At 72.3% G+C, this 23,086-nt stretch carries 28 protein-coding genes and 1 pseudogene; 10 read left to right on the top strand and 19 right to left on the bottom strand.

Annotated features, from left to right (window positions below):
* Window positions 1-28: 28 nt before the first annotated feature.
* Window positions 29-1,546 carry an FAD-dependent monooxygenase gene (locus AB0J55_RS14195; protein ID WP_364247668.1) on the bottom strand — a complete coding sequence of 506 codons (1,518 nt, stop codon included), beginning with the start codon at window positions 1,544-1,546 and terminating at the stop codon, window positions 29-31.
* Between the two features lie 65 nt (window positions 1,547-1,611).
* On the opposite strand from AB0J55_RS14195, the gene AB0J55_RS14190 reads away from it, so the two are divergent.
* Both AB0J55_RS14190 and AB0J55_RS14185 read left to right on the top strand, forming a co-directional pair.
* On the top strand, window positions 1,612-2,235 hold the full coding sequence (locus AB0J55_RS14190) for a TetR family transcriptional regulator (protein WP_364247665.1): 624 nt from the start codon (window positions 1,612-1,614) through the stop codon (window positions 2,233-2,235).
* A gap of 83 nt (window positions 2,236-2,318) precedes the next feature.
* The gene (locus AB0J55_RS14185; protein ID WP_364247662.1) at window positions 2,319-5,750 is read left to right on the top strand and encodes a hypothetical protein; all 3,432 of its coding nucleotides are present in this window, start codon (window positions 2,319-2,321) and stop codon (window positions 5,748-5,750) included.
* 20 nt (window positions 5,751-5,770) lie between these two features.
* Here the strand turns inward: AB0J55_RS14185 and AB0J55_RS14180 are convergent, their stop codons facing one another.
* The 3 genes and pseudogenes from AB0J55_RS14180 to AB0J55_RS14170 all read right to left on the bottom strand — a co-directional run bounded on the left by AB0J55_RS14180 (window position 5,771) and on the right by AB0J55_RS14170 (window position 7,479).
* Window positions 5,771-6,655, bottom strand: coding sequence for a LysR family transcriptional regulator ArgP (locus tag AB0J55_RS14180; RefSeq protein ID WP_364247660.1), 885 nt, complete (start codon window positions 6,653-6,655; stop codon window positions 5,771-5,773).
* A gap of 204 nt (window positions 6,656-6,859) precedes the next feature.
* Window positions 6,860-7,204: pseudogene (locus tag AB0J55_RS14175) on the bottom strand (IS1634 family transposase); the annotation flags it as partial.
* A complete protein-coding gene (locus tag AB0J55_RS14170) occupies window positions 7,096-7,479 on the bottom strand; it encodes a hypothetical protein (protein ID WP_364248201.1) in 384 nt (127 codons plus the stop codon). The pseudogene AB0J55_RS14175 and the gene AB0J55_RS14170, both read right to left, overlap by 109 nt.
* A 143-nt stretch (window positions 7,480-7,622) precedes the next feature.
* Here AB0J55_RS14170 and AB0J55_RS14165 point away from each other — a divergent pair, with 143 nt between their 5' ends.
* A complete protein-coding gene (locus AB0J55_RS14165) occupies window positions 7,623-7,979 on the top strand; it encodes a VOC family protein (RefSeq protein ID WP_364247657.1) in 357 nt (118 codons plus the stop codon).
* A gap of 3 nt (window positions 7,980-7,982) precedes the next feature.
* Here AB0J55_RS14165 and AB0J55_RS14160 read toward each other — a convergent pair whose 3' ends face one another.
* Window positions 7,983-8,804 (bottom strand): alpha/beta hydrolase, encoded by an 822-nt coding sequence (locus AB0J55_RS14160; protein WP_364247654.1) that lies wholly within the window; start codon window positions 8,802-8,804, stop codon window positions 7,983-7,985.
* A 151-nt stretch (window positions 8,805-8,955) separates the two neighbouring features.
* On the opposite strand from AB0J55_RS14160, the gene AB0J55_RS14155 reads away from it, so the two are divergent.
* On the top strand, window positions 8,956-9,558 hold the full coding sequence (locus AB0J55_RS14155) for a LysE/ArgO family amino acid transporter (protein WP_364247651.1): 603 nt from the start codon (window positions 8,956-8,958) through the stop codon (window positions 9,556-9,558).
* A 1-nt stretch (window position 9,559) separates the two neighbouring features.
* Here the strand turns inward: AB0J55_RS14155 and AB0J55_RS14150 are convergent, their stop codons facing one another.
* From AB0J55_RS14150 to AB0J55_RS14120, 7 genes are read right to left on the bottom strand one after another with little or no spacing between them, the layout of a single operon-like run.
* Entirely contained in the window at window positions 9,560-10,048 is a 489-nt protein-coding gene (locus AB0J55_RS14150; protein ID WP_364247648.1) for a methylated-DNA--[protein]-cysteine S-methyltransferase, read from the bottom strand.
* Entirely contained in the window at window positions 10,045-10,425 is a 381-nt protein-coding gene (locus AB0J55_RS14145) for a hypothetical protein (protein ID WP_364247645.1), read from the bottom strand. Before AB0J55_RS14145 ends, AB0J55_RS14150 begins: the two co-directional genes overlap by 4 nt.
* Window positions 10,422-11,135, bottom strand: a complete 714-nt coding sequence (locus tag AB0J55_RS14140) for a 2OG-Fe(II) oxygenase (RefSeq protein WP_364247643.1) — start codon at window positions 11,133-11,135, stop codon at window positions 10,422-10,424. The genes AB0J55_RS14145 and AB0J55_RS14140 overlap by 4 nt, the downstream gene beginning before the upstream one ends.
* Window positions 11,132-11,722 (bottom strand): methylated-DNA--[protein]-cysteine S-methyltransferase, encoded by a 591-nt coding sequence (locus AB0J55_RS14135; RefSeq protein WP_364247640.1) that lies wholly within the window; start codon window positions 11,720-11,722, stop codon window positions 11,132-11,134. Before AB0J55_RS14135 ends, AB0J55_RS14140 begins: the two co-directional genes overlap by 4 nt.
* Window positions 11,719-12,195: a sigma-70 family RNA polymerase sigma factor gene (locus tag AB0J55_RS14130; RefSeq protein WP_364247637.1), complete on the bottom strand. Its 477-nt coding sequence runs from the start codon at window positions 12,193-12,195 to the stop codon at window positions 11,719-11,721. Before AB0J55_RS14130 ends, AB0J55_RS14135 begins: the two co-directional genes overlap by 4 nt.
* 35 nt (window positions 12,196-12,230) lie before the next feature.
* The gene (locus AB0J55_RS14125; protein WP_364247634.1) at window positions 12,231-12,989 is read right to left on the bottom strand and encodes a putative protein N(5)-glutamine methyltransferase; all 759 of its coding nucleotides are present in this window, start codon (window positions 12,987-12,989) and stop codon (window positions 12,231-12,233) included.
* Between the two features lie 11 nt (window positions 12,990-13,000).
* On the bottom strand, window positions 13,001-13,501 hold the full coding sequence (locus tag AB0J55_RS14120; RefSeq protein WP_364247631.1) for a L,D-transpeptidase: 501 nt from the start codon (window positions 13,499-13,501) through the stop codon (window positions 13,001-13,003).
* Between the two features lie 137 nt (window positions 13,502-13,638).
* On the opposite strand from AB0J55_RS14120, the gene AB0J55_RS14115 reads away from it, so the two are divergent.
* The 4 genes from AB0J55_RS14115 to AB0J55_RS14100 are packed head-to-tail and all read left to right on the top strand — an operon-like array spanning window position 13,639 to window position 15,896.
* Window positions 13,639-14,352, top strand: coding sequence for a transglycosylase SLT domain-containing protein (locus AB0J55_RS14115; RefSeq protein ID WP_364247628.1), 714 nt, complete (start codon window positions 13,639-13,641; stop codon window positions 14,350-14,352).
* Between the two features lies 1 nt (window position 14,353).
* Entirely contained in the window at window positions 14,354-15,346 is a 993-nt protein-coding gene (locus AB0J55_RS14110; protein ID WP_364247625.1) for a CHAP domain-containing protein, read from the top strand.
* Entirely contained in the window at window positions 15,343-15,609 is a 267-nt protein-coding gene (locus AB0J55_RS14105; protein ID WP_364247622.1) for a YbaB/EbfC family DNA-binding protein, read from the top strand. The genes AB0J55_RS14110 and AB0J55_RS14105 overlap by 4 nt, the downstream gene beginning before the upstream one ends.
* Window positions 15,606-15,896, top strand: coding sequence for a YbaB/EbfC family nucleoid-associated protein (locus AB0J55_RS14100; RefSeq protein WP_364247619.1), 291 nt, complete (start codon window positions 15,606-15,608; stop codon window positions 15,894-15,896). The genes AB0J55_RS14105 and AB0J55_RS14100 overlap by 4 nt, the downstream gene beginning before the upstream one ends.
* Before the next feature lie 6 nt (window positions 15,897-15,902).
* Here AB0J55_RS14100 and AB0J55_RS14095 read toward each other — a convergent pair whose 3' ends face one another.
* Window positions 15,903-16,670: an ESX secretion-associated protein EspG gene (locus AB0J55_RS14095; protein WP_364247617.1), complete on the bottom strand. Its 768-nt coding sequence runs from the start codon at window positions 16,668-16,670 to the stop codon at window positions 15,903-15,905.
* Window positions 16,671-16,718: 48 nt separating this feature from the next.
* Between AB0J55_RS14095 and AB0J55_RS14090 the strand changes: the two genes are divergently transcribed.
* Window positions 16,719-17,507 (top strand): helix-turn-helix transcriptional regulator, encoded by a 789-nt coding sequence (locus AB0J55_RS14090; RefSeq protein WP_364247614.1) that lies wholly within the window; start codon window positions 16,719-16,721, stop codon window positions 17,505-17,507.
* On the opposite strand, the gene AB0J55_RS14085 is transcribed toward AB0J55_RS14090, so the two are convergent.
* The 5 genes from AB0J55_RS14085 to AB0J55_RS14065 all read right to left on the bottom strand — a co-directional run bounded on the left by AB0J55_RS14085 (window position 17,419) and on the right by AB0J55_RS14065 (window position 20,938).
* Window positions 17,419-18,015: a hypothetical protein gene (locus tag AB0J55_RS14085; protein WP_364247611.1), complete on the bottom strand. Its 597-nt coding sequence runs from the start codon at window positions 18,013-18,015 to the stop codon at window positions 17,419-17,421. The genes AB0J55_RS14090 and AB0J55_RS14085 overlap by 89 nt on opposite strands.
* The gene (locus AB0J55_RS14080) at window positions 18,012-18,704 is read right to left on the bottom strand and encodes a hypothetical protein (protein WP_364247608.1); all 693 of its coding nucleotides are present in this window, start codon (window positions 18,702-18,704) and stop codon (window positions 18,012-18,014) included. The genes AB0J55_RS14085 and AB0J55_RS14080 overlap by 4 nt, the downstream gene beginning before the upstream one ends.
* A gap of 320 nt (window positions 18,705-19,024) precedes the next feature.
* Window positions 19,025-19,309, bottom strand: a complete 285-nt coding sequence (locus AB0J55_RS14075; RefSeq protein WP_364247605.1) for a hypothetical protein — start codon at window positions 19,307-19,309, stop codon at window positions 19,025-19,027.
* On the bottom strand, window positions 19,306-20,478 hold the full coding sequence (locus tag AB0J55_RS14070) for a PPE domain-containing protein (protein WP_364247602.1): 1,173 nt from the start codon (window positions 20,476-20,478) through the stop codon (window positions 19,306-19,308). Before AB0J55_RS14070 ends, AB0J55_RS14075 begins: the two co-directional genes overlap by 4 nt.
* Window positions 20,471-20,938 (bottom strand): hypothetical protein, encoded by a 468-nt coding sequence (locus AB0J55_RS14065; protein ID WP_364247599.1) that lies wholly within the window; start codon window positions 20,936-20,938, stop codon window positions 20,471-20,473. The genes AB0J55_RS14070 and AB0J55_RS14065 overlap by 8 nt, the downstream gene beginning before the upstream one ends.
* A 125-nt stretch (window positions 20,939-21,063) precedes the next feature.
* Here AB0J55_RS14065 and AB0J55_RS14060 point away from each other — a divergent pair, with 125 nt between their 5' ends.
* On the top strand, window positions 21,064-21,549 hold the full coding sequence (locus AB0J55_RS14060; protein WP_364247596.1) for a copper resistance CopC family protein: 486 nt from the start codon (window positions 21,064-21,066) through the stop codon (window positions 21,547-21,549).
* Here the strand turns inward: AB0J55_RS14060 and AB0J55_RS14055 are convergent.
* Entirely contained in the window at window positions 21,546-22,919 is a 1,374-nt protein-coding gene (locus tag AB0J55_RS14055; protein ID WP_364247593.1) for an APC family permease, read from the bottom strand. The genes AB0J55_RS14060 and AB0J55_RS14055 overlap by 4 nt on opposite strands.
* Between the last annotated feature and the right edge of the window lie 167 nt (window positions 22,920-23,086).

The raw sequence follows: 23,086 nt of genomic DNA, 5'->3' as shown, positions 1-23,086 counted from the left end.
GCGCCGGAAGCCCGGCGCGCCCAGCGCGTCACGCGGGTTCGCCGAACCACCGGCGCAGCGCGCCTTCCAGGCCGTCGGCGGAACCGTCGTCGCGGGCCCAGGCGATGTGACCGTCGGGGCGCACGAGCACGCCCGTCGGCGCCGTGTCGCTCACGCACTTCGCCGTCAGCACCTTCACGCGTCCGGCCCAGCCCGCCGCCGTCTCGGCGAGCTCGGTGTTCTCGGCCAGGTCCAGCAGGAGTGCCCGGCCGTCGTGGAGGTGCTCGCCCAGGCGGGTGCCGTCGGCGAAGGCGAAGTCGGGAGCCGCCCGGCCGGTGAGGTCGTGCTCGCCCTCGATCGGGTACCGGTGCAGCACGCCGGAAAGCTTCTTCGCCAGGTAGGTCGCGCCGTCGCCGGTGTGCAGCAGGTCGTCGACGACCCGGCGCAGCGCCTTCGTCCGGACGTCGCTGCGCATCAGCGCGACCTGCGCCCGGGTCCATTCGAGCACCCACTCGCCGATCGGGTGACGCTCGGTCGTGTAGCTGTCGAGCAGGCCTTCGGGTGCCCAGCCGTGGATCGTCGCGGCGAGCTTCCAGCCCAGGTTGACGGCGTCACCGATGCCGAGGTTGAGGCCCTGGCCGCCGAAGGGTGAGTGGACGTGCGCCGCGTCGCCGGCCAGGAGCACGCGGCCCTGGCGGTAGGTGCTCGCCTGGCGCGCGTTGTCGGTGAAGCGCGTCGCGCTGTGGACCTTCGTCACCCGGACGTCCGCGCCGGAGACACGCCGGAAGCTGTCTTCGAGCTCCTGCGCGGTGATCGGCGCGTCCCGGTCCGCGGGCGGCCCGTCGAACTCGACGGTGAGGAACCGGCCGGGCGTCGGCCCGTAGACGTAGAGGCCGCCGTCGCCGTGCTGCCAGCCGCCGGGCAGCACTTCCGCGCCGGTGAGTTCGGCCACCGCCTGCCGCCCGGTGATGGCGGGGTCGGTCCCGGGGAACTCGAAGCCCGCGAGCTTGCGGACCCGGCTCCGCCCGCCGTCGGCCCCGACGAGCCAGCCGGCGCGCACGGATCCGCCGTCGCCGAGGTGCACGGTCACGCCGCCGTCGTCGGCGTCGAACCCGGTGAGCTCGGCGCCCCGCCGGATCTCGACCCCCAGTTCGGCGGCCCGTCCGGCCAGGATCGCCTCGATGGCCTGCTGCTGGATGACGACCACCCGCGCCGCGGGCCCGACGTCCCGGAAATCGGGATCTTCGAAGTCGACACCGGTGGAGGAGACCATGATCCCCGCGAAGTGCCCGACCGGCATCGCGCCCTTCGGCCCGCCCGCCCCGCGCGACTCGAGGAACTTCTGGATCTGCGCGAAGTTCTGCTGGACGACCTCGTCCATGGCGGGCAGCAGCCCGCGCCGGTAGAAGGCTTCGGCCGTGGTCAGGTTGACCGACCCGGCCTTGATCGTCTGGTCCGGCTCGGGCAGCCGTTCGACGACGAGCACGTCCACGCCCGCCAGCCGCAGTTCGCAGGCCAGCATCAAGCCGACCGGTCCGCCCCCGGAGATCACCACATCCCTGTTCATGGCCCCGATGATGCCGCGAAACTTTTACCGAGTCAAACTTTTGGCTCGGTCTATACTCTCGGTTCATGGCGGATCACGGACTGCGCGAGCGGAAGAAGCAGGCAACCCGCCTGCTGATCTCGAACGTGGCCACGGGCCTCTTCATCGAACGAGGCTTCGAGGAGGTGACGGTGGCGGAGATCGCGGAGGCGGCGGGCGTGTCCAAGATGACGGTGTTCAACTACTTCCCGCGCAAGGAGGACCTGTTCCTCGACCGCCACGCGGAGCGCCTGGCGCGGCTGACGGCGGTGATCCGCACACGGCCTCCCGGGATGTCCCCGTGCGAGGCGTTGCGCCGCGACCAGCACGCCTTGCTGGAGTCGGGCAACCCCCTGTCCGGAGCCATCGCGGGCGGACCGGGCTTCTGGTGGGTGCTGACCTCGAGCCCGGCGCTGACGGCCCGCTGGTACGAGCAGGAACGCGAGATCGCGGCGGCGTTCGCCGAGGTGCTGACGGAGGAATCGGGCGAGGCGTTCCGCTCCCGGCTGGTGGCAGGCCTGCTGACAACGGCGATCACGACGATTTTCGCGCACGCGATAGCCCGGATCGCCGCGGGGGACGACGCGGAGGTGGTCCGCCGCGAACAAGCGGCGGTCGTCGACGAGGCTTTCGACCTCGTGGAACACGGCGTGGGCGACTTCCCCGGCTGAGCGACCTGGAATCCGCGCCGGTGCGCCGCTAGGTTTGACCGCATGCCTGCGCCGAGCCCCGCGTTCCCGCTTCTGAGCCAGTGATGGCCGAACACCGGAACGAAATCAAGGACGGCACTTTTTCCGGGCCGGTGGTGCAGGCGGGGAGCATCGGGCGGCTGGACATCCACCTGAGCGGCGAGACGCCACCACCGCCGCCGCTGACGTCCTGGGACGATCGGTCGGAGCTGACGCCCCAGCTCCGGGATCTCCTGACCGCACAGCAGGGTGCGACCGAATCGTTGCCCTACACGCTGCTCGGCGTCCGGCAGCCGGACCTCGTCGACGTCTACGTGCAGCAGACGATGCGAGCGCAGGCCACCGACCGGTCGTCCGAGTCCGAACGGGGATCAGCGGATGCCGAGCGCCGGACCGGTGAGGTGGGCGAGCGCACCCTCACCATGACCGAGGCGCTCAACCGTGGCGGGCACCTCCTGATCACCGGCGAGCCCGGAGCGGGAAAGTCGACCGTCGGCTACATGTACGTGCAGCAGATCTCGAGGTACTGGCTCGGCACCGACCGAGGTGGGCCCCCGATCGACGAGCCGATGCTCCCGGTGCGGATTCCCGCGCGTGCGCTGGCCGAGAACGCGGCTTGGGGTGAACTGCTGGCGTCCGGGCTGCAGGCCGTGCTGGGGCAGCGACTGGACGAAAAGCCCCGGCCCGAGCTGCTGGCGCACCGGGCGCTGGGGGCTCGCTGGCTCGTGTTCATCGACGGCCTGGACGAAATCGTCGAACCACAGACCCGCGCCCAGGTGATCGCGGCCCTCGCCGACCGTAGCCGGCGAAGCATGGATCACCGGCTGGTCATCACCACCCGGCCGCTGCCCCACAACGAACTGCTGCCGCTCGAGCACGCCGACATCGACGCCTTCCAGATCCAGCCGTTCAGCCCGGTCGACCTCGAAGAGTTCGCCCGTGTCTGGTTCCGGGACCAGAACCCGCTCGAGCCGATCGAGCAGGCGAAGCAGGCCGCCGAGTTCGTGCGGCAGATCCGGGACAGCCGGCTGCGCGAACTCGTCCGGAACCCCCTTCAGGCCACCATCGCCGCGATCACCTACACGCTCGAGCCGGGCCGGCCCCTTCCGAACGGCAGAATCGACCTCTACGGCCGCTTCATGGCCTATCTGCTGGACGACGGAGCGAGCCGTCGCGACACCTTCGCCGAGTTGCGACGCGGGGCCCGTGATCACCCGGCCCGGCTGGCCTTGCTGGACTGGCTGCAGGGCCAGCGCGTCGACATCGTCGAACACCTTGCCGTCCACCGACTCGAGACCGAGTCGCCGCTGATCGAAGCCGCTACGCAGTGGGTGACCGACCGGCGCGCCGACCTGCCGGACGGGTGGCAGAACGACCTCCGCGCGATCTTGACCGCAACCGGTGTTTTCGCGCCCCGCGAGGGCGATCTGGAGTTCCGGCACCACTCCTTCGCCGAGTTCCTGGCCGCCCGGTCCCGGGCGGGAGAGATCCCGGCTGATTTCCCCGATCTCGAGGAGTGGATCGAACGCGGGCTGAGCGGCACGAAACGCGTCTTCGCGCTTTTCACCTTTGTGCTGTGGGGACGCGAGAACCACGATGTCGGACGCGTCCTGCAGTCGCTCCTGCAAGGCACCGGCGAGCGAGTACTGCTCGCCGGGCGGCTCGTCGGCGAGGGGATCGACGTCGACGACGAGCTCACCGCGGCGGTCGTCGACCGGCTCCTGGATCTCCTGGTCTGCCAAGGCGTGCGTGACGATCCATGGGACGAAGTGGAATCGGTCGGCGAGGTCCTGCGCTTGCTGATGCCTCAGATGCTGGGGTCTCATGGTCTCGACCGCCTGCGCGCGCTGCGGGACGGCGCCGATCTGGCCGAGGCCACCCGGATCGAAGCTGCCGCCGTGCTCGGCCGCCTCACCGATGCGCAGGCCGCGGCCGACTGGCTCGAAGGCTTTGTCCGGCACGCCGGTCTGGCCGGCGTCAGACGCGGTGTCGAGGTGCTGCGGGACGTAATGCCGGACGGTGCTCGGCGCGTCGACGACGTGGTTGCCCGGATCGCCGCGACGAACGAACAAGACCGTGTGCTCACCATGGCGCTGATCTCGCTGCTCCTGGAGATCGACCGTACGGCATCGGCCGCGAAGATGGTCCGCGAGCTGGTCGGCAATCTGCGGGCCGGTGCTGACGTCGGGGGTGCCGATTTCCAGTACACCGAGAATGACAGCCGCTTGGCGGACTCCTGGGACGAGGGTGCCGCGAGCTGGGGGGTGCTGGCCGATCTCGCCGCTCGGGCAGGCTGCCACGACGAAGCACTGTGGGCCGCTCGCCGAGCCTTTGCTTCGGCCGATCCCCGTGTCGCGGAGTTCCGGGACGCGGTGAACGCGGTGCTTTCGGTGGGACGGCCGGACGCGGTCGCCGAGGTCGTCGGCGCCGCGGCCGGACGGTCGATCCGTCACCTGGTGGAAGCCGCCGTGGCGTTGCAGGCGAAACTGCATTCGGCGGCCGCGCTCGACCTTGCCGGCCGAGCCCTCACCAATCCGCACGCCGGAGAGGTCGAACTGATGGTGGCCGCCGGAGTGTTCAACGCCTGCAACGACGTGGCCAGTCTGCTGAAGCACGTGGAAAAGCTGCCGCGTCAGAGGGCGCACCGGCTGATCAAGGCCGTTTCGCCGTTTTTTCATGAGAAGAGCCATCCGATGGTCCGCGAAACGGCGCGGCTCACACTCACCGACGGCTCGTTCGGATACGCGGATTACGACAACGCTTGCCGTGTCCTGCTCGACGGGGCAGACGAGGAGGATGCCCGGTTCGTCTATGAAACCAGCGTCAACCGTGGGCCCGATTCCTGGGTGAGCGCGGCCATCTCCCTCCGTTCATCCGGCCATCAGGCGCTCGGTGACGAACTCATCGCCAAGGTGCGGGCGGAGGCGGCCGTGAGCAGCTGGATCGATCTCGCTGTCGAGCTCGACGGCAACGAGCACTCCGACCTGGTGACTGAACTGCTCACCGCCGCGGTCGACCAGGGCGCGGAATTACCGGAATACGGGCAGCGCCGCTTCGCCCGTGCCCTGAATGGAGTGGGCCTGAAAACTGAGGCGATCCGTGTGGTGAAGGGCGGTTTCGACAACAGCTTCGGAAATATCGGGCCGGCGGGGTGGGTCGAGCCGTGGATCGAGATCGGCGGTGCAGCCGAGGCGGAAAGCATCTTGACGGAGGTGCTGACGCGCGACGTCAGGGCAGAACAGCGCATGAAGGTCGCGGACGAATTCGCGAAAGCCGGCTTGCTGGTCCCGGCGATCAGGGTCTGGCAGGACGTTCTCCGTCGCCACGGTGAGGCTGTCGATCAGGGCGTACTCGCGGCCGCCAGCCTGGTGAAATGCGGACACCGAGCCGATGCCGCCGCGCTGTTGACCGACACCCTGGCCGGCAAACGGCTTCCTGCCCCGATCCGTGACCGCCTGCGGTCCCTGCACGCCTGGGTCACGGCCGGCCGGCCGTGACCGCCTGGCACCGAACGTGCTCAGCGCAGAGACTGTTTCGCACCCTTGGCAACGGCTTCGGCGACGGCGGCCAGGGCTGGGCTGTCCAGTTTCCACTGCTGCCAGTGCAGCGGGACGTCCAGCGGCTTCTCCGGGGCCAAATCCACCAAGGCGTCTCCGCGGGTGACCGCTTGGAGTTCCGGGACCATTCCCCAGCCCAGGCCGGCTGCTACTGCGTCCACGAACGACTCCGAGGCCGGGATGTGGTGGCGGGTCATGGTGAACGTGCGGCGGCGGGTCAGGCCGCGCAGGAAGCGGTCCTGGAGGTCGTCCTTGCGGTCGAACACGATCACCGGGGCCGCGGGGAGCGCGGAAGGCAGGGGCTCGCCGGACAGCCAGCGGGTGACGAACGCCGGGGAGGCCATCGCCCGGTAGCGCATGCGGCCCAGGCGGTGGGAGGTGCAGCCCTGGACCGGTTGCGGGGAGGCCGTGACCGCGGCCATCACCAGGCCCTCGCGCAGGAGGGCCGCCGTGTGGTCCTGGTCCTCGCGTTGGAGGTCGAAGGCGAGTGCGAGGTCTTCCGGTACTCCGGCCAGGGCCGGGAGGAACCACGTCGCCAGGGAATCCGCGTTCACGGCGATCGTCATCGTGCGGGCGGATGAGCCGAGGCCCAGTTCGGACAGCGCGTCCCGCTCCAGCTGGGCCAGCGAACGGGCGAAGCGGACCAGGACCTGGCCGGATGCGGTCAGGCGGATCGGCTTGGTGCGCAGGAGGAGGACGCGGCCGGTGCGCTGCTCCAGCGCCTTGATGCGCTGGCTGACCGCCGACGGCGTCACGTGCAGCACCGCCGCCGCGGCGTCGAAACTCTGCTCGTCCACCACGGCCAGCAGCGTTCTGACCTGGTCCAGCGGCAAATCGGACATCACGAGCGCTAATGTTACGTAAGAATCTTTAGCTGGAGTAATTCAGCAGGACGGTCATACCGTGAAGAGCGTGGTCACGCTCCTCCTGACTTGACTCAAATTAGTGCGCACCGCGGTCGTGGATGTTGATGGTGCGGTAGCGGCGGGTGGTGCGCACGAACTTCTTGATCGACCAGCCGGTGGTCTGCTCGATCCACCTGCTGACGACCGGTTGCGTTTGACCGCGGTCTTGCCGGCGGCGGCCTGCTCGGCCTTGGCGACCTGTTCGTCGATGCCGTGCAGGGTGCGCCGAGCCCGGTCCGCCCGGTACTGGTTGGCCGCAGAGATCATGCCAGCGTCGGCCACGACCGTGACATCAGCCAGCTGGTGGGCATCCATGAACGCACGGATGGTCGGCAGCATCGTGGTGGTCTCGCCCCGGTTGCCCTCGAATGCGTTAACCATCAACGGAAACCCGCTTGCGTCGGTGAGCAGCCCGATCGTGATCTGCGGCTCCAGGCGGCGTTCTTTGGAGAACCCGGGCTCACGGAACCCGTCCCCGGCATCGGTCTCGGGTCGAAACCTGTTTCCTCGACCACCCGCAGACTGTCCAGCTTGCTGGTCGGCTCGACGATCCGTCCACCAGTACCACTGCCGGCCTGCAACGCCGCGAAGTCCGGGCCAAAGCCGAGCTCGGGCTGCCCCACAGCCGGACGCTGCCTCGCCACCGCCTTGAGCGCCTCCGACGCCGCATCGTCATGCGCCGAGCCGATGTGGTCGATGTCCCGCGACCCGCGACGCGAGGAGTGCACGATCTGCACCGCCCTGGCCCGCGACGCCGTCTTCACCGTGCGCACATACGCCCGAGAGACGGCCTGGAACCGGCCGCTTAATGCGCAGATTTTCGCCGTTCACACGACGAAACCGCAGCTCAACAGCCAGCACCTACCAAGATCAGCGATCTTGAGCCAAAGTCGGGTAAGGTGACGGAATGGTCATGCGGGTGGCAATTCCCGTGCTGCCGTGCCGAGATGTGCAGGCAGCGCGGTCGTACTTCACGGACGCGCTCGGATTCGACACCATATTCACCTGGGAGACCCCACCTAGCTACGCGGCCGTGATCCGCGACACCGCCGAGTTCCACCTGTACGCCGAAAGCAGCGTCGGCCCGGCCAGGGTGACGGTTATCGTCGACGACGTCGATTCCTGCCACGACGAGCTGCGCGCCCGCGGCGCCGACATCGTCGAGCCACCGGCTGACCGGCCCTACGGGATGCGCGACTTCAACGTACGGACACCCGATGGGCACTTGTTGATCTTTAGCCAGCCGCTTACCGAGTCCGGGTGACCATCAGCGGACCAGCCGGAAGAATGACCGGACCTCGTCGACGAACAACGCCGGCTGCTCGAACGCCGCGAAGTGGCCGCCCTTGCCGGGCTCGTTCCAGTACCGGATGTTCGGGAACCGGCGCTCCGCCCACCGCCGAGACGGGCGCTGCAGCTCCTTGGGGAAGACCGAACAGCCGGTGGGTACGGTCACCGGCGCGCCGGCCGACCCGGAGATCCATTCGTTGACCTGCCGGAGGCTTTCCCAGTACAGCCGGGCGGATGAGGCACCGGTGGCCGGCAGCGAGTAGAGCATCAGGTTGTCGAGCAGCTCATCCCGGGTAATAACCCGATGCAGGTCGCCACCGGAGTCGGTCCACGACCAGAACTTCTCGACGATCCAGGCGCAGAGGGCGGCCGGCGGGTCGACCGGCCCGTAGCCGACCGTCTGCGGCCGGGTCGACTGCTGCGCCGAGTATCCGGAGCCCCATTCGTCCGCCTCCCGCAGTGTCGCGAGCGCCGCCCGCTCGGCACCGGTGAGGTCGTCCAACGTGGCCGGATCGGGCGGTGCGAGCGGCGGCATGAGATGGATGCCGGCGACCCGATCGGGTTGCCGTTGACCGATGCTCGTGGCGATGCCGGTGCCCTGGGCGCCGAACCGCCGATAGCCGAGCCGGGCCATCAGCTCGCACCACGCGTCGGATGTCCGCTCGATCCCCCCCCCCGGCGCGGCCGGCTTGTCGCTGAAGCCGTAACCGGGAAGCGATGGGCGGACCCCTGGAACCGGCCGCTTAGTGCGCAGATTTTCGCCGTTCACACGACGAAACCGCAGCTTGACAGCCAGCACCCTGCCCAAGATCAGCGATCTTGAGCCGAGTCAGGCCACGGCCAGCAGCGTCCTGACCTGGTCCAGTGGCAAATCGGACATCACGAGCGCTAATGTTACGTAAGAATCTTTAGCTGGAGTAATCCAACAGGACGGTCATACCGTGAGGAACGTGGTCACGCTCCTCGTCGCCGGGTTCGGTACCGGCCTTTCGCTCATCGTCGCCATCGGATCGCAGAACGCCTTCCTGTTGCAGCAGGGCCTGCGCGGGGGCACCGTCGCTCCGCTCGTCGTCATCTGCGCCGTCTCCGATCTGGTGCTCATCGGGCTGGGGGTCAGCGGGGTCGGGGCGGTGCTGAAGCAGTGGCCCACGGCCATCGGCGTCATCGCCGTCGGGGGCGGGCTGTTCCTGGTCGGCTACGGCGTCTTGGCCGCGCGGCGAGCCTTCCGGCCGTCCGTCATGACCGTCGGTGCGGAACGGACGCCGCTGCGGAAGGCCGTTCTCGCTTGTGTGGCCTTCACCTGGCTCAACCCGCACGTCTACCTCGACACCGTCCTGCTGCTCGGGTCGGTCGCCGTCGCCCACGGTGATGGGCGGTGGCTGTTCGGCCTCGGTGCCGGGGTCGCCAGCGCCGTCTGGTTCAGTGCGCTCGGGTTCGGCGCCAAACGGCTCGCCGGGGTGTTCGCCAAGCCCGTCGCCTGGCGGGTGCTGGACGTCGTGATCGCCGTGACGATGACCGGGCTGGGCGCGACGATGCTGCTCGCCCACGCGTGACTCACCAAAGCTGCCCTCGTTCCGCAGCCGGTGGGCGTTCCAGTTCCAGCAGGAACTCCTTGCGTTCCAGCCCGCCCGCGTAGCCGGTCAGCTTGCCGTTCTTGCCGACCACGCGGTGGCACGCCACCAGGATGCTCAGCGGGTTGCGCCCCACCGCCGCCCCGACCTCGTGCGGCAGGCCGCCGACGGCTCGCGCGAGGTCGCCGTAGGTGGCGGTGGCCCCATAGGGGATCTTGGCGATCTCGGCCCACACCGCGCGGTCGGCATCGGGGCCGGCCGCCTGCATCGGGACGTCGAACGCGGTGCGCCGGCCGGCGAAGTATTCCTCCAGCTGACGGACGGCCTCGGGGAACGCCGTGTCGTCACGCTCGCCGAACGCGCTGCGGTCCGGGCGGGTCCAGTGGTTCGGGAAGTACACGCCGGTCACGGTGTTTCCGGTGCCGACCAGGGTGAGCGGGCCGATCGGGGAATCCGCCACGAGGTGTTTCATCGGGTCTCCCAGGTGGTGCCGTCCGCGCGGGTCCCGCGCAGGCCGGGGACGGGGAAATTCGCCAGTGCCGAGGTGAGAAGAGTCCGGTGCGGACTCCAGGACGTCGAAAGCCGCAGCCGCCGCGCCATTCCGGCCCAGCCCGCCGGGGTGGCGCTGACCACCCAGACGTCCGGCTCCGGCGCCGCGAACCGCCGCGCCTGGCGCAGCCACGACGCCGCCGTCTCCGGCCACGTCACCGTCGCCAGGACGAGGCCGCCCCACGCCGCGGCGATCCGCTCGCCGTCCGCCCGCGCCGCCGGGGATGCCGCCGTGCCGAGCACGATGTGCCGGGCACGGCCGATCAGCTCCACCAGTGCCTCGAGTTCGGCGGAAGTCATGCCGCATCGTGGAAGACGAGGCCGAGGGTGTGCCGCCGTCCCGAGCGGACCACCGAAACGCCGTGGCGCACCGGCGCCGCCGACCAGCCGCGGGCCGAGCGGACCGGCCGGTCGCGGGTGGTGAACACCAGGCCGTGACCCTGCGGGATGAGCGTAGCGGTGCCGCGCGACTGCGCGCGTGGCCGCTGCTCGACCAGCAGGAACTCGCCGCCGGTGTGGTCGGTGCCCGGGTCGTTGAGGTTGATCACGACCTGCAGCGGGAACACCTTGTCGCCGTAGAGGTCCCGGTGCAGGGCGTTCCAGCCGCCCGTCTCGTAGCGCAGCAGGATCGGCGTGGGCCGCCGCTGGCCCGCCGCGTGGCAGACGGCCAGCCACTCGTCCAATGTGGACGGCCAACGGTCCTCCCGGCCCAGCCGCGCCGACCAGTCGCGGGCGATCGGCAGCAGCCGCGGGTAGAGCGCCTGCCGCAGCCGCTGCACCGGTTCCGGGAACGGCGCGGCGAAGTAGTGGTAGTCGCCGTTGTCCCCGAAGCGGTGACGGCGCAGGTTCACCGTCGCCCGGAAGTGCGCCGACTCGTCCCAGAGCGCCACCAGCCGCGCGCATTCGGCCGGGGTGAGCAGCTGCGGCAGGAGCGCGCAGCCGTAGTCGTCGACCTCGGCGGCCACCGTGGCCCAGTCCGCCACGGCCACGCGTTGTTCGAACGTGGTCATGCCGTCTCCAGGGTGAGCAGGGTCCGTTTGGCTTCCTCGCCGCCGGCGTACTGGCCGTACGATCCGTCGGACCGCACCACCCGGTGGCACGGCACCACCACCGGCAGGGGGTTGCGGGCGCACGCCGTGCCGACTGCGCGGACCGCCTTCGGGCTGCCCGCGGCCGCCGCCACCTGGGCGTAGCTTTCCGTGTGCCCGTACGAGATCTCCGGCAGGTGCTCCAGCACCGACAGGCGGAACCCGCGGGCCAGCCGGAAGTCCAGCGGGACGTCGAAGGCCCGCCGCTCACCGGTGAAGTACTCGTCGAGCTGCCGGCTCACCGCGTCGAGGCGGCTCGGGGCGCGCAGGATGCGCGGGCTGATCTCCGCGGCCAGCGCCGCCAGCACCGCGTCGTGGTCCTGGCGGTCGAAGGCCACCTTGACCAGGCCCCGCTCGGTGGCCGCCAGCAGGAGCGAGCCGACGGGGGTGTCGAGGGTGCGGTAGGCGACGTCCAGCAGGCCGCTGCGCTCGGCCGCGGCGGCCAGCCGCTCGTGGCGGACTTCCGGATCGAGCTGGAATTCGAACGGCGGGAAGACGATGTCCGTCATGCGTGCGCTCCTTCCAAGGGGTAGGTGGCCCGCAGGGCCTTGACGCCGTCGGCGGCCGCGCGGCGTGCGGCGTCGGCGGTGCCCCCGGTGATCTCCGCGATTTCGCGGTACGGCAGCCCGGCCAGGTAGTGGTAGGCGACGGCGAGGCGCTGCTTGTCCGGCAGCCGCGCCAGCGCGTCCCACACGTCGCCGGTGAACGGCTCCGCGCGCCCGGGCCGGTCCGGGACCTCGCCGACCGGCAGCGGACGGCGGGCCCGGTCCCGCGTGACGTCGACGGCCTTGCGGTGCGCGATCGTGACCAGCCACGCCTGGACGTTCGCGTCCGCGGGCAGCTCCGGGTACGCCTTCAACGCCGACAGGAACGTTTCCGACCAGGCGTCTTCGGCGTCGGCCGGACCGACCACGGCCCGGCACACCCGGAGGACCATCGGCCCGTGCTCGGTCACGATCTGCTCGAACGGTTTCACGATCACACCTAGTAGACGTCCGGGACCGCCGGAACGTGAGATCAGCTTTGCGCGGTGCCGGTGACGACGGTCGCGCCCAGGTCGGCGGACTCGCGGACGGCCGGCTTCAGCCCGGCCGCGGCGAAGATGCCCGCGAGCACCGGCGCCTGCCGTCCGCTCGATTCCACCAGCACGGTCCCGCCCGGGGTCAGCCACTGCGGCGCACCGGCGGCGACCCGGCGGGCGAGGTCGAGGCCGTCCGCGCCGCCGTCGAGCGCCACCAGCGGCTCGTGCAGGCGGGCCTCCGGCGGCATCGTCGCGACGGCGTCCGAAGGCACGTAGGGCACGTTGGCCAGCAGCACGTCGACGCGGCCGCGCAGCGAGCCGGGCAACGCGTCGTAGAGATCGCCCAGGTGCACCCGGGACACGTTCAGCCGCGCGCACTCGACCGCGGCCGGTTCGACGTCGGCGGCGTGCAGCTCACGCGGCGGCCGCGCCGCGGCGAACGCGGCGCCCAGCGCCCCGGATCCGCAGCACAGGTCGAGCACCACCGGGTCCGGCGGGGCCAGGGAGACGGCGACGTCGACGAGGAACTCGGTGCGCTTCCGCGGCACGAACACCCCGGGCCGCACGGCGATCCGCAGCCCGTGGAACTCCGCCCAGCCGAGCAGGTGCTCCAGCGGCAGCCCGGAGACCCGGCGCGCCACCAGCGACTCGAGCTCGGCGGCGGTCGTCGCGGCCTCGGTCAGCAGCGCCGCTTCGTCCTCGGCGAACACGCAGCCGGCGGCGCGCAGCCGGGAAATGACCGTTGGGGTGTCCACCGGGACGAAGGCTACAAGACCTGCACCGCGTCACCGACGTTCAGCCCGTCGAAGAACGCCGCCGAGTCGGCGTCGGTGAGGTGGACGCAGCCGTGTGACGGCGCGTCCAGCGGACCGGCGTGGAAGGCGATGCCGCCGGCGGCGAAGAACACCGAGTTCGGCATGTCGGTGCCGTACACGCTGCTGCGGTGTTCGCGGTCCTTCCACACGACGCGGAACGACCCGGCGGGCGTCGCCTGGTCCGGCGGCCCGAACCCGGCCGGGACCGGCCCGCGCACCACCGCGCCGTCCCGCACCAGCCACGCCAGCCGCTGCGCCAGGCTCACGCAGGCGCCCGTCGTGACCGCGCACGGCGGGGCGGGCGGCGGAGGCGTGGTCGTCGTGGTGGCGGGAACGGACGTGCTCACGGGCACCGGCTCCGCGAGGGGGGCCGGCGTCGTGGTGCGCGGGGCCGAACAGGCCGCCATGACCAGCGTCGACCCCAGCAGGGCCAGCGCCCCGGTTCTGCCCATCCGTGTCCCCTTCTCGCAGGTGCACCCGCCGGCAGTACGGGTGAGCGGCCCCGAAGGTTGAGCCGCGTGTGCACGCGGGTTGTCCCTGCGTGCAGCGCGGCTGTCCACCGGGGTACCCCACCGGTCAAGGTCGAACCATGACCAAGCTGAGCGCCGGGGAGATCGCCCGGCACGCCTACGCGGCCGGCTTCCGCGGCCAGGGCCTCACCACCGCGGTCGCGGTGGCGCTGGCCGAGTCCGGCGGCCGGACGACCGCGCACAACGCGACCCCGCCGGACGACTCGTACGGCCTGTGGCAGATCAACATGCTGGGCGCGCTCGGCCCCGAACGGCGGCACCAGTACCACCTGAAGTCCGACGACCAACTGTTCGACCCGGACACGAACGCGCGGGTCGCGAACCGCATCTCGGGCGACGGCCACGACTTCACGCCCTGGTCGACGTACACGAACGGCGCCTACAAGCACCACTTGGCCGCCGCGCGCGAGGCTGCCAAGGACGTCACCGCGCACCACGGCAAGCCGCACGCGCACGGAGGCGGCGAGCCGTTGCGGGTGGACGATGCCGTGCTGCACGCGTACGTCCGGCGGACCCGGCACGTCGCGGACACCCTGGACGGCGCGACCGGGCAGCTGCGGGACGTCCGGGACATCGCCGAAGACAGCTTCGGCCGGATCGGCCGGGAATCCGGGTTCGCCACCGCCCTGGCCGGCTTCGGCCTGGCGCTGCAGCGGCAGGTCAAGGGCGTCGGCGCACACGCCGACGGGCTGGCGTCCGCCGCGCAGAAGGCCGCGAAGTCCTATCGCGACCACGAGACGGCCACCGCGGCCGCCCTGAACGGGCGGAGCTGACGTGGACACCGCCGCGCTCGCGCGCTCGTTCGCGCAGGACCTGATCGCCCACCGGAACAAGCTCGCCGGGAAGGCCGAGGACGCCGTCCGCGCCGAATACGCCCTGCACCGGGTGGCGGCCGCGCTCGACGACCAGCACGAGGCGTACCACAAGGAAAGCACCACGGTCCTCGAACACTGGCACGGCCGCGGTGCCGAGGGTTTCCGGCGCGGCAGCGCAAAGCTGACGAAGGAACTGCGGACCACGGGCACGGCCGGCGCGGCGGCGGAGAAGATCGTCGCGCACGCGGCGTCCACAGTGGACAGCGGGCACACGGCCGTGCAGCGGCTGGTCGACGAGTACACCGCCAAGGCCAAGCAGGTCCTCGACGCCGGGGTCGCCGCGGGGACGCAGGCGGCGCTGATGCGAGCCGTCGGGCACGTCGCCGACCTGGTGCCGCACTACACGCGCCAGTCGGCGTCGACGCTGCGGCAAGTGCACGCGGAACTCGAGGCGTCGGCGAAGAAGCTGGACGCGCTGCGGAAGGACCTGACCCACGACAGCGCCGCCGACAAGCCGACGCATCCCGTGTCCACCAAAGGCCAAGAGATCGTGCACGCCGCGCGCAAGGAGCTCGGCACCCGCGAAAACCCGCCGGGCAGCAACCGCAACCCGTACGGGCCGACCGCCGCGTGGTGCTCGTCGTTCGCCACCGCGATGTGGCGCAAGGCCGGAGTGAAGATCCCGGTCCTGCCGTTCAGCGGCGACGTCTTCCACTGGGGACAGCGCAACGGGCACGCGTACGGGAAGAACTCGCTGCACGAGGCCCGGCCGGGGGACGTGCTGATCTTCGGCACCGGCCCGCAGAACACGGCGACCAGCACGCACATCGGCATCGTCGAGAAGGTCGAAGGCCACCGCGTCACGCTGATCGAGGGCAACTCCGGGGACGCCGTCCGCCGGAACACGCACCCGCTTTCGGCGTCGACGTTCTACGGAGGGGTGCACCCGTGATCACCGGAAAAGCCGCCGACCGGACGGTCGCCGTGGAGGTCGCGCCCGGCGGGGCGCTGCAGGAGCTGACCCTGGAAGCCGCGGCGCTGCGGCTGGACCCGGACGAGCTCGCCCGGCGGATCCTGCTGCTCACGGCGGCGGCCTCGGCCCGCGCGACCGCGTCGCTATGGCACACCCTGGACGGCGAGGTCGACGGGCTCGGCCTGCCGGCGCCGGGGGAGGCCGCGGAAGAGACGACGCCGGAAAGCTGGCGGGCGCAATGACGGGCTACGGCGAACGGCTGGCGGCGATCCGCGCTTCGGCAACGGACGCCGGGGTGTCGGTGGTGGTCGACCTGCACGGGGCCCTGGTGGACCTGCGCTTCGAGCGGCGGGCCCTGACCCGGTCGCCGCGCGCACTGGCGGAGCTGATCCGGCGGCTGGCGGGGGATGCCGGGGCGGATGCGCTGCAGCAGGGCCAGGAGGTACTGGGAGACCTGCTGCCGGCCGAGCTCCCGGGCGGCTCGGCCAGGCAGCCGGACTCGTTCGTCCCCGCCACCTGGGCCACCTGAGGTGGCTCAGCGGGCCGCGTCGACGAGCCCGGCGATGCGGCCGGCGAGGCCGTCCACCGGGGTGACGCTCACCCAGGGTTCGCCGCCCGCGTCCTCCGGGGTCACCGCGTACCGGCCCGCCGCGGTGTCGAACCAGGCCAGCACCGGCGTCCGGCCCGCCGGACCGGTCGCCGCCAGCTGGCCCCCCGTGTGGCGCCCCGCCGTCACCAGCGTCGCCAATGGGCGGACCGCCCGGCCGGTGATCCCCGCCGCGGCCAACGCCCGCTCGAACGCGTCGTACCCGGTGCGCGCGTAGGCGTCCATCGCCGCCGCGTACGCCGCTCGCGGAAGCCGCAGCTGCTCGCCGGGGCCGGGTGGCTGGTCGCCGAGCATGCGGGCCACCGACGGCACCAGGTCCGCCGGCCGCAGCGGTTCGAGCACCAGGTCGCGTTCGTCGAGGACGGCGAGCACGCCCGCGGTGTCCCGGACGGCGGCGAGCAGCCGCCACGGCGCTTCCCCGAGCACCAGCGCGTCGACGCTCAGCGACGGCGAACCCAGCAGCGTGACCAGGTCCGCCAGGGCCGGGTCGACGTCGTCGCCGTCGGTCAGCCCGGCCTCGGCGAGCCCGGCGAACACGCGCACGCCCAGGTCGTCGCGCTCGGCGTGGGTGCGGCCGTGCGCCGGCACGTCGAACGGGTACGGCGGTGGCCCGCCCGGCCCCAGATCCTCCCAGAGGAGGTCGAACTCCAGATGCGACAGGATCACTCCCGCCGCCGTCGCGGTGCGGCGCGCCATGGTCCCCCTTCCCGTCGTGGGCGGCCGGCGTCGGGCACGATGGTGCCGATGGCCGAGCCGTACCCGGTGGACGTACCCGCGAGCGGGTACCTCGTCGTCCGCGCTTCGGGCGCCGCGGCGGCGCGCGCGGCGATCCTCGGTGGTGCGGCAAGCGATCCCGAGAGCATCCAGCTGGTGCTGCGCTGCCCGGTGCCGCGCGCGGTGGCCGAGTCCGGCGCGAAGCTGACCTTCGCCGACGCGACGCTGCACCTGCAGGCCTCCGGCGTCGTGATGCTCACCGTCGCGGCCGCGAAGCTGTCGATCGCGTTCGCCGAGCTGCGGCCGCTGATGTTCCGGCCGGTCGAGGTCGACGCGCCGCTGCGGGCCCTGTTCGCCGGCGCGGTGGCGCACGTCCTGGCGGCCGGGCCGCGGCTCGACCCGCACGGACTCGCCCACCACCTGCTGGGCCTGGCCGAGCTGGTGCTGCGAAGCGCGCTTCGCAGCGAGCTCGACCGTGTCGACGCGCTCGCGGCCCGGCGGCGCGAAGCGCTGGAGTACATGCGGGCCCACCTGGCCGACCAGTCGCTCACCGCGGACCGCATCGCCGAAGCGCTGTACATCTCGCGACGGCGGCTGTACCAGCTGTTCGACGACGGACAGGGTGTCTCGGAACGGCTCAAGGGCCTGCGGATCGAGCGGGCGAAGGCGCTGCTGGCCGACCCGGCCAAGGCGGGCCGGGGCATCGCGGAGATCGCGCGTGACTGCGGGTTCACCAGCGCCCCGCACTTCTCGCGGACGTTCCGCCGGGCGACCGGCCGGACCCCGCGCGAATACCGGGAGCGGGCGCTGCGGGGGTGAGGTCGACGCCGGCGACGAGCGTCCCGGCCAGTCCGGCGACCTCCAGCCAGCCCCGGCCGCCGGGGGAGTGCAGGGTGAACACCGCCGCGCGCGGGCGGTCCGGGTCGAGCACGACCGCCTGCAGCTGCGCGCCGGACAGGCCGATCCGTTCGACGATCACCACCGGGTAGCCACGCCGGGTCTGCGCGTGGCTCACCTCGCGCAGGCCGGGCGTGGTGTCGGCGACGAAGTGCCGGAGGTCCGCGGCGTCGCCGGGCGGGCCGGAAAGGGGGACCACCCCGGCGATGAGCAGCGCCGGGTCGGCGTCGCGGTGCTCGACCAGGGCGAGCAGGCCGGCGTGCTGGTCGTGGGCGATTTCCGCGGACTGCACGGCGGCCGCTTCCAGGCCGACGTCCCGGGCGGCGTCGGGTCCGCGCAGGCGTGCCATGTGGGCGTGCAGCTCCGCCGTGGTGCGCTCGACGGAGGCCAGGCTGACCGGGGTGATCCCCGGGACGGCGGGCAGTTTCACCGGCCACCCAGCGCCGCGGTGAACGCGCCCACGGCGCCGGAGGGCGGCGTCACCGGCGCGACGGGGGTGCGCGCGACCGTCACGCCCAGCTCGCGCCCGGCGGCGGAGAAGGTCTCCAGGGCGGTGGTGAGCTGCCGGAAGCCGGGCGCGCCGGGCAGGGGGTCGCCGTCGCCGAGGGCCCGCAGCCGCCCGGCGACGCGCGCGGCCTCGGCGGTGTGGGCGCGTTCGAGGTCGCGGGCTTCGCGGCGGACGCGGTCGAGTTCGTCTTGCCGGGCGGCGAGCCGGGCCCGGGCCGCGGCGGCTTCGGGGGCGGCGGCGGGGGAGAACTGCGCGGTCGTTTCGGCCTGTTCGACGGCATCTTCGGCCTCGACGACGGCCCGCTGGGCTTGCTTGGCCCGGCGGTCGAGGTCTTCGGCCTGCCGGCGGTGGGCGAGGAGGGTCCCGGCCCAGTTTTCGAGGACGGCGGCGGCTTCGCGGAGGGAGTCCGGCAGGGTGGCGACGCCGGCTGCGGACTGCCGGGCGCGCTCGGCCAGCGCCTGCGCGGACGGGCCGGCCCAGCCGGGGATGTCCCCGGGCAGGGGGATTTCGCCGAGCCGCGCGGCGGCCGCGGAACACCGGCGCGCCGCTTCGGCGACGGCATCCGGGCTGCCCGGGGCGGGGTCGAAGCCGAGGCCGCGGAACTCAGCCATCGGCCCGCCCGGGGTGGGGTGGGATCAGCGCCCGCTGCCGCGCGATGCGCTGGCGATCGAGCCGCCCGAGGTGGCGCACGGTGGCTGGGTGGCGCAGGTCCGGCCGCTCTGCGCTGTGGTGGTGATTGGGCTGCGCGGGGTGGTGCACGGTGGCTGGGCAGCGGTGGTCCGGCTGTCTTGCGCTGTGGTGGCGATCGGGCTGGGCGGGGTGGTGCGGCTCGGTATTGGTGGCCGGGTGGCGGTGGTCCGGCTGCCTTGCGCTGTGGCAGCCATCGGCCCGCCCGAGCTGGCGTCCCCGAATCCGCTCGCCTGCGCCGCGCTCAGCCATCGGCCCGCCTCAGCTCCTCCACAACGCCCGCGTCGCCGGTCCGGTAAACCTGCGCCGCCGTCCGGACGCTCGCCGCCGTCGCCGCGATTTCCCGCTGTACCGCGCGGATCCGGTCCGCCCACTCGTCCGTGACCGCCCGGAGCGCGTCCGGCACCAAAGGCCCGAGGTCGCCCGGCCCGCTCGTCTCGTCCGCCGCCGCTCCGTACTCCTCGGCCGCGTCCTCCAGGCGGCGGGCCAGCTCCTCCAGGGCCGCCGGGTCGGCGTGGAAGCCCGTCATTCGCCGAACACCGGCGGGTACGCGGGCGGCAGGTCGTCCATCAGGTCGTAGCCCGACGCGTACTTGTCGTGGTGCTCGGTGTCCTCCTCGCGGCGCGTGCCCTGGCCCTGCGGGTACATGCCGTACCCGCCCGCCGGGCCGCGCCCGCCTCCCGCGCCGGGGCCCGAGCCCGGCGGCGAGCCGCCGAACCGGCCCGCCCCGGCCCGTCCGCCCTCGCCGAGGGCGCCCGGGCCCGCGACGCCGGCCGCCGGAATCCCGCCCCACCCGTACCCCGAAGCGCCGGTGCCCCCGAGCACCCCGCCGCCCGCGCCGATCACCCCGTCGGCGCCGACAGGCAGCCCTGTGCCGGTCAGTGCTCCGGGCACCACCGAAGCGGTCGATGTCGAGTCGTCCTGCGGAGAGCGCGGAGAGTGCGGAGCGTGCGGAGGCCGCGGGACCGGGTCGAACGGCGGGTCGAAACCCGGGCCGGGATCCCGCGCGGGCGGCGCGACCGCGACCCCCGGCTCCGACGCACTCACCGCCGGCGCGGTGTCGAACGCCGGCGGCAGCCGGTGCCGGACGTCGTGGCTCGCGCTCTCGTACTGCTCCATGACGCGGACGGCTTCGGCCTTCGCGTCGTCCGCCTGCTTCTTGGTCGGCAGCTTGTCGTCGAGCAGGTCGTCCAGCATGTAGGTGCCCTCGGGCCCGTCGAGCCGCTTGACCGCGTAGCCCTCCCGGAACCACCGCTCGGCCCAGTAGTGCACGGGTTCCGGCATCTTCCGGCGGGCCTCGCCGATCGCCGCGGTGTAGGTGTCGAGGCCGTCGCCGATCTGCCGGGCGTTCTCGCTCGCCGTGCTCGCCCAGGTGGTCAGCCGCCGCACCGAATCGGCGGCCTGCGCCGCGGACGGGCCGCGCCACGACAGCAGCAGCTTCTGCACCAGCGCGTGGACGTCGCCGGTCGCCGTGTCGACGCCCTTCGCGAGCTCGGCCCACCGGTGCGCCTGCTCGCCGAGCTTCGGCGGCTCGGCCGACTGCACCATGTCCCACAGCTCGCGGTGCTCATAGCTGTCCCAGTGGATCCGGCCGAACGCGGCTTCGCGGGCGTTGGCCGCCTTCTCTCGGCGGACGCGCCGCGTTTTCGCCTGCCCGCGCGCGGTCGGACGGTGGTGCGTGGAGTGGAACTCAGGCACGGCCCTCACCCGCCCGCAGCGCCGCGGCGGCCTCGTCGTCGTTCCTCGCGTGCGTCGCGGCGACGGTTTCGAGCGCCTGCCGCAGCGAGGCGAGTTCGGCCAGGTACGACGTCAGGGCCGCTTGCACACCACCGGCGTCCGCGCCGCCGCGCAGGCCGAACGAGCGGCGCATCCAGTGGGACACCGGCCCCTTGCCGTCGGCGAGCGGGGTGCCCAGCTCGCGCGCGTTCGCGAGGTGCCCGGAAAGCTCCTGGTAGCGCTCGTCGAGGGCCTTCTTGGCCGCTTCGACCTCGGCGTAGTCCAGGGCGAGGACGTCGGTGTCGGCGACCAGCGCGGCCGAACCGGCTCCCTGCGGCTTCTCGACGTCCGACGCTCCGGTACCCGGCTCGTCGGGTCCTTCGCGCCGGCGCTCCGCCTTCAGCTGCTGCCGTGCGTCGGCTTCGTCGCGCACTGTCGCCATGGACGTCCTTCCCTCGCCACCCAGGCGTCCATCCTCGCCAATGCGCGCCGCGATGAGAAGCGGCCCCGCCGCGGCTGCACGGGTGGACACGAAGACTGCACGGGCGGATAGGGCAGGATGTCCGGATGATCCCGCGCCGTTCCTTCGGAGCCGTTCTCGCCGCGCTCATCGGGCTGGTCGTGCTCGCCGGGCCCGCGTCGGCGCACACCGAGCTCGAGTCCAGCTCACCCGCGGAGGGCGCTTCGCTCGCGACGGCGCCGACGCAGGTCCGGCTGACCTTCGGCGAGCCCGTGACGCTGCCGCCGGACCCGGTCAAGATCACCGGCCGCGACGGCACCGCCTGGGCGGTCGGCGCCCCGGCCGTCGACGGCGGCGTCGTGACGGTGCCGGTCACGCCGTCCGGCACCGCCCAGGCCTACACGCTGACCTGGCAGGTGGTCGCGAAGGACGGCGACAACGTCACCGGCACCGTGCACTTCACCATCACCGGGGCTTCCGCCACGACGCTCGACTCCGTCGGCGTCCCGACCTGGATCTGGGCGCTGGTCGCGATCGCCGGGCTGCTCGCGGTGATCGTCGTCGGCGTGCGGCAGCTCCGCGGCCGCCGCTAGTCCTGCGGGACCGTGACGACCCAGCGCCCGGGACGGCGGCGCAGGTAGCCCCACCAGTACAGCGCCGACACCACCAGCACGCCGGCGGTGATCCCCAGGTCGAGCGCGCTCTGCTCGACCAGGACGTAGGCCAGCGCGGCGACGGCGAGCACCGGCAGGAGCGGCCACAGCGGCATCCGCCACACGTCCGGTTTCCGGTGCGCCGCCCGGCGCGCCCGGAGCGTGGCGGCCGCGACGCTGAGGTACAGCGCGACGACGGCGACCCCGGTGACGCCGCTGAGCGTGTCGACCGGCACGAAGCACAGGACGGCCTCGGACAGCCCGGTCACCAGCGTCGCCACCCACGGCGAACCGAACCGCTTGCCCACCACGCTCATCGCGCGGTTCACCGGCGCCGGCCACGCATGGTCGCGGGCGGAGGCGAAGAGCACCCGCGAGTTCTGGATGACCATGACGATGACCGCGTTGACGATCGCGGCCGCGATGCAGAGGCTGATCGCCACCCCGACGGCGCTGCTGCTCCAGCCGGTGACCAGGGCGGACAGGTCGACCCCGGCGAGCGCGGCGGTGTCCGGCACGGCCAGGGTGACGGCCACGACCGGCACCAGGATGACCACGGCGCTGATGCCGAGCGTCCAGAACACCGTGCGCGCGACGGTCCGGCGCGGCTCGCGCATCTCCTCCGCGAGGTAGACGGCGGTGCTGAACCCCTGCACCACGAACAACGCGACGGCGAGCCCGGAGACGACGGCGATCAGCCCGATCCCGCTCGTGCCGAGGGCCGGCTTCAGCAGCACGGCCGGGCTCTGCGTGGTGTGCGTGAAGCCGAGCAGGGACACGACGAAGATCGCGACGATCTCGATGACCAGGAAGATCCCGGTGATCCAGGCGTTGGACCGCAGGTTCAGCAGGCCCATCACGGTGGAGGCGAGCATGACGAGCGCGCCCGCGACCGACGGGCTGACGTCGGCGACGACGGCCAGGTAGTCCGCGACCCCGATGGCGATGATCGGCGGCACGACGAGGATGACGACGAACGACAGCATGAACGTCAGCCAGCCGGCGAACCGGTTGGCCACCGTCGTCACCATCGCGTACTCGCCGCCGGCACTCGGCACCAGCGTGCCGAGTTCGGAGTAGCAGAAGGCGATCCCGACGCAGAGCAGCACCGCGAGCGCGATGGCGAGCGCGGTGCCGGTGCCGAGGTCGGCGAACAGCGGGGGCACGAGGACGAACAGCGACGACGCCGGTGTCACGCAGCTGAGCGTGAGGAGCGTGCCGCCGCCGACGCCGATGGACCGGGTGAGCGTGCGGGGCTGCTTCGTGGCGGCGGCCGCGGCGACGTCGGGCGGGGCGGGAGTGCGGGGCATGGGCGTTCCCTCCGGCCGGGGGCAGGGTGCGACGGATGGAACAGCACCGATTCGGCGTTGTCAACGGCCCGAAGACGACTAAATCCGTTGTTGATCCGGGGCGCGGTGTTCGGATTTAGTTACCTACCGTCACGGCGTGCCGGGTTTGCCTGGCGTTGCCCGCGTCG

It is taken from the genome of Amycolatopsis sp. NPDC049688, from assembly GCF_040674975.1.
Lineage (GTDB): Bacteria > Actinomycetota > Actinomycetes > Mycobacteriales > Pseudonocardiaceae > Amycolatopsis.
This window is presented reverse-complemented; position numbering and strand designations above follow the sequence as displayed.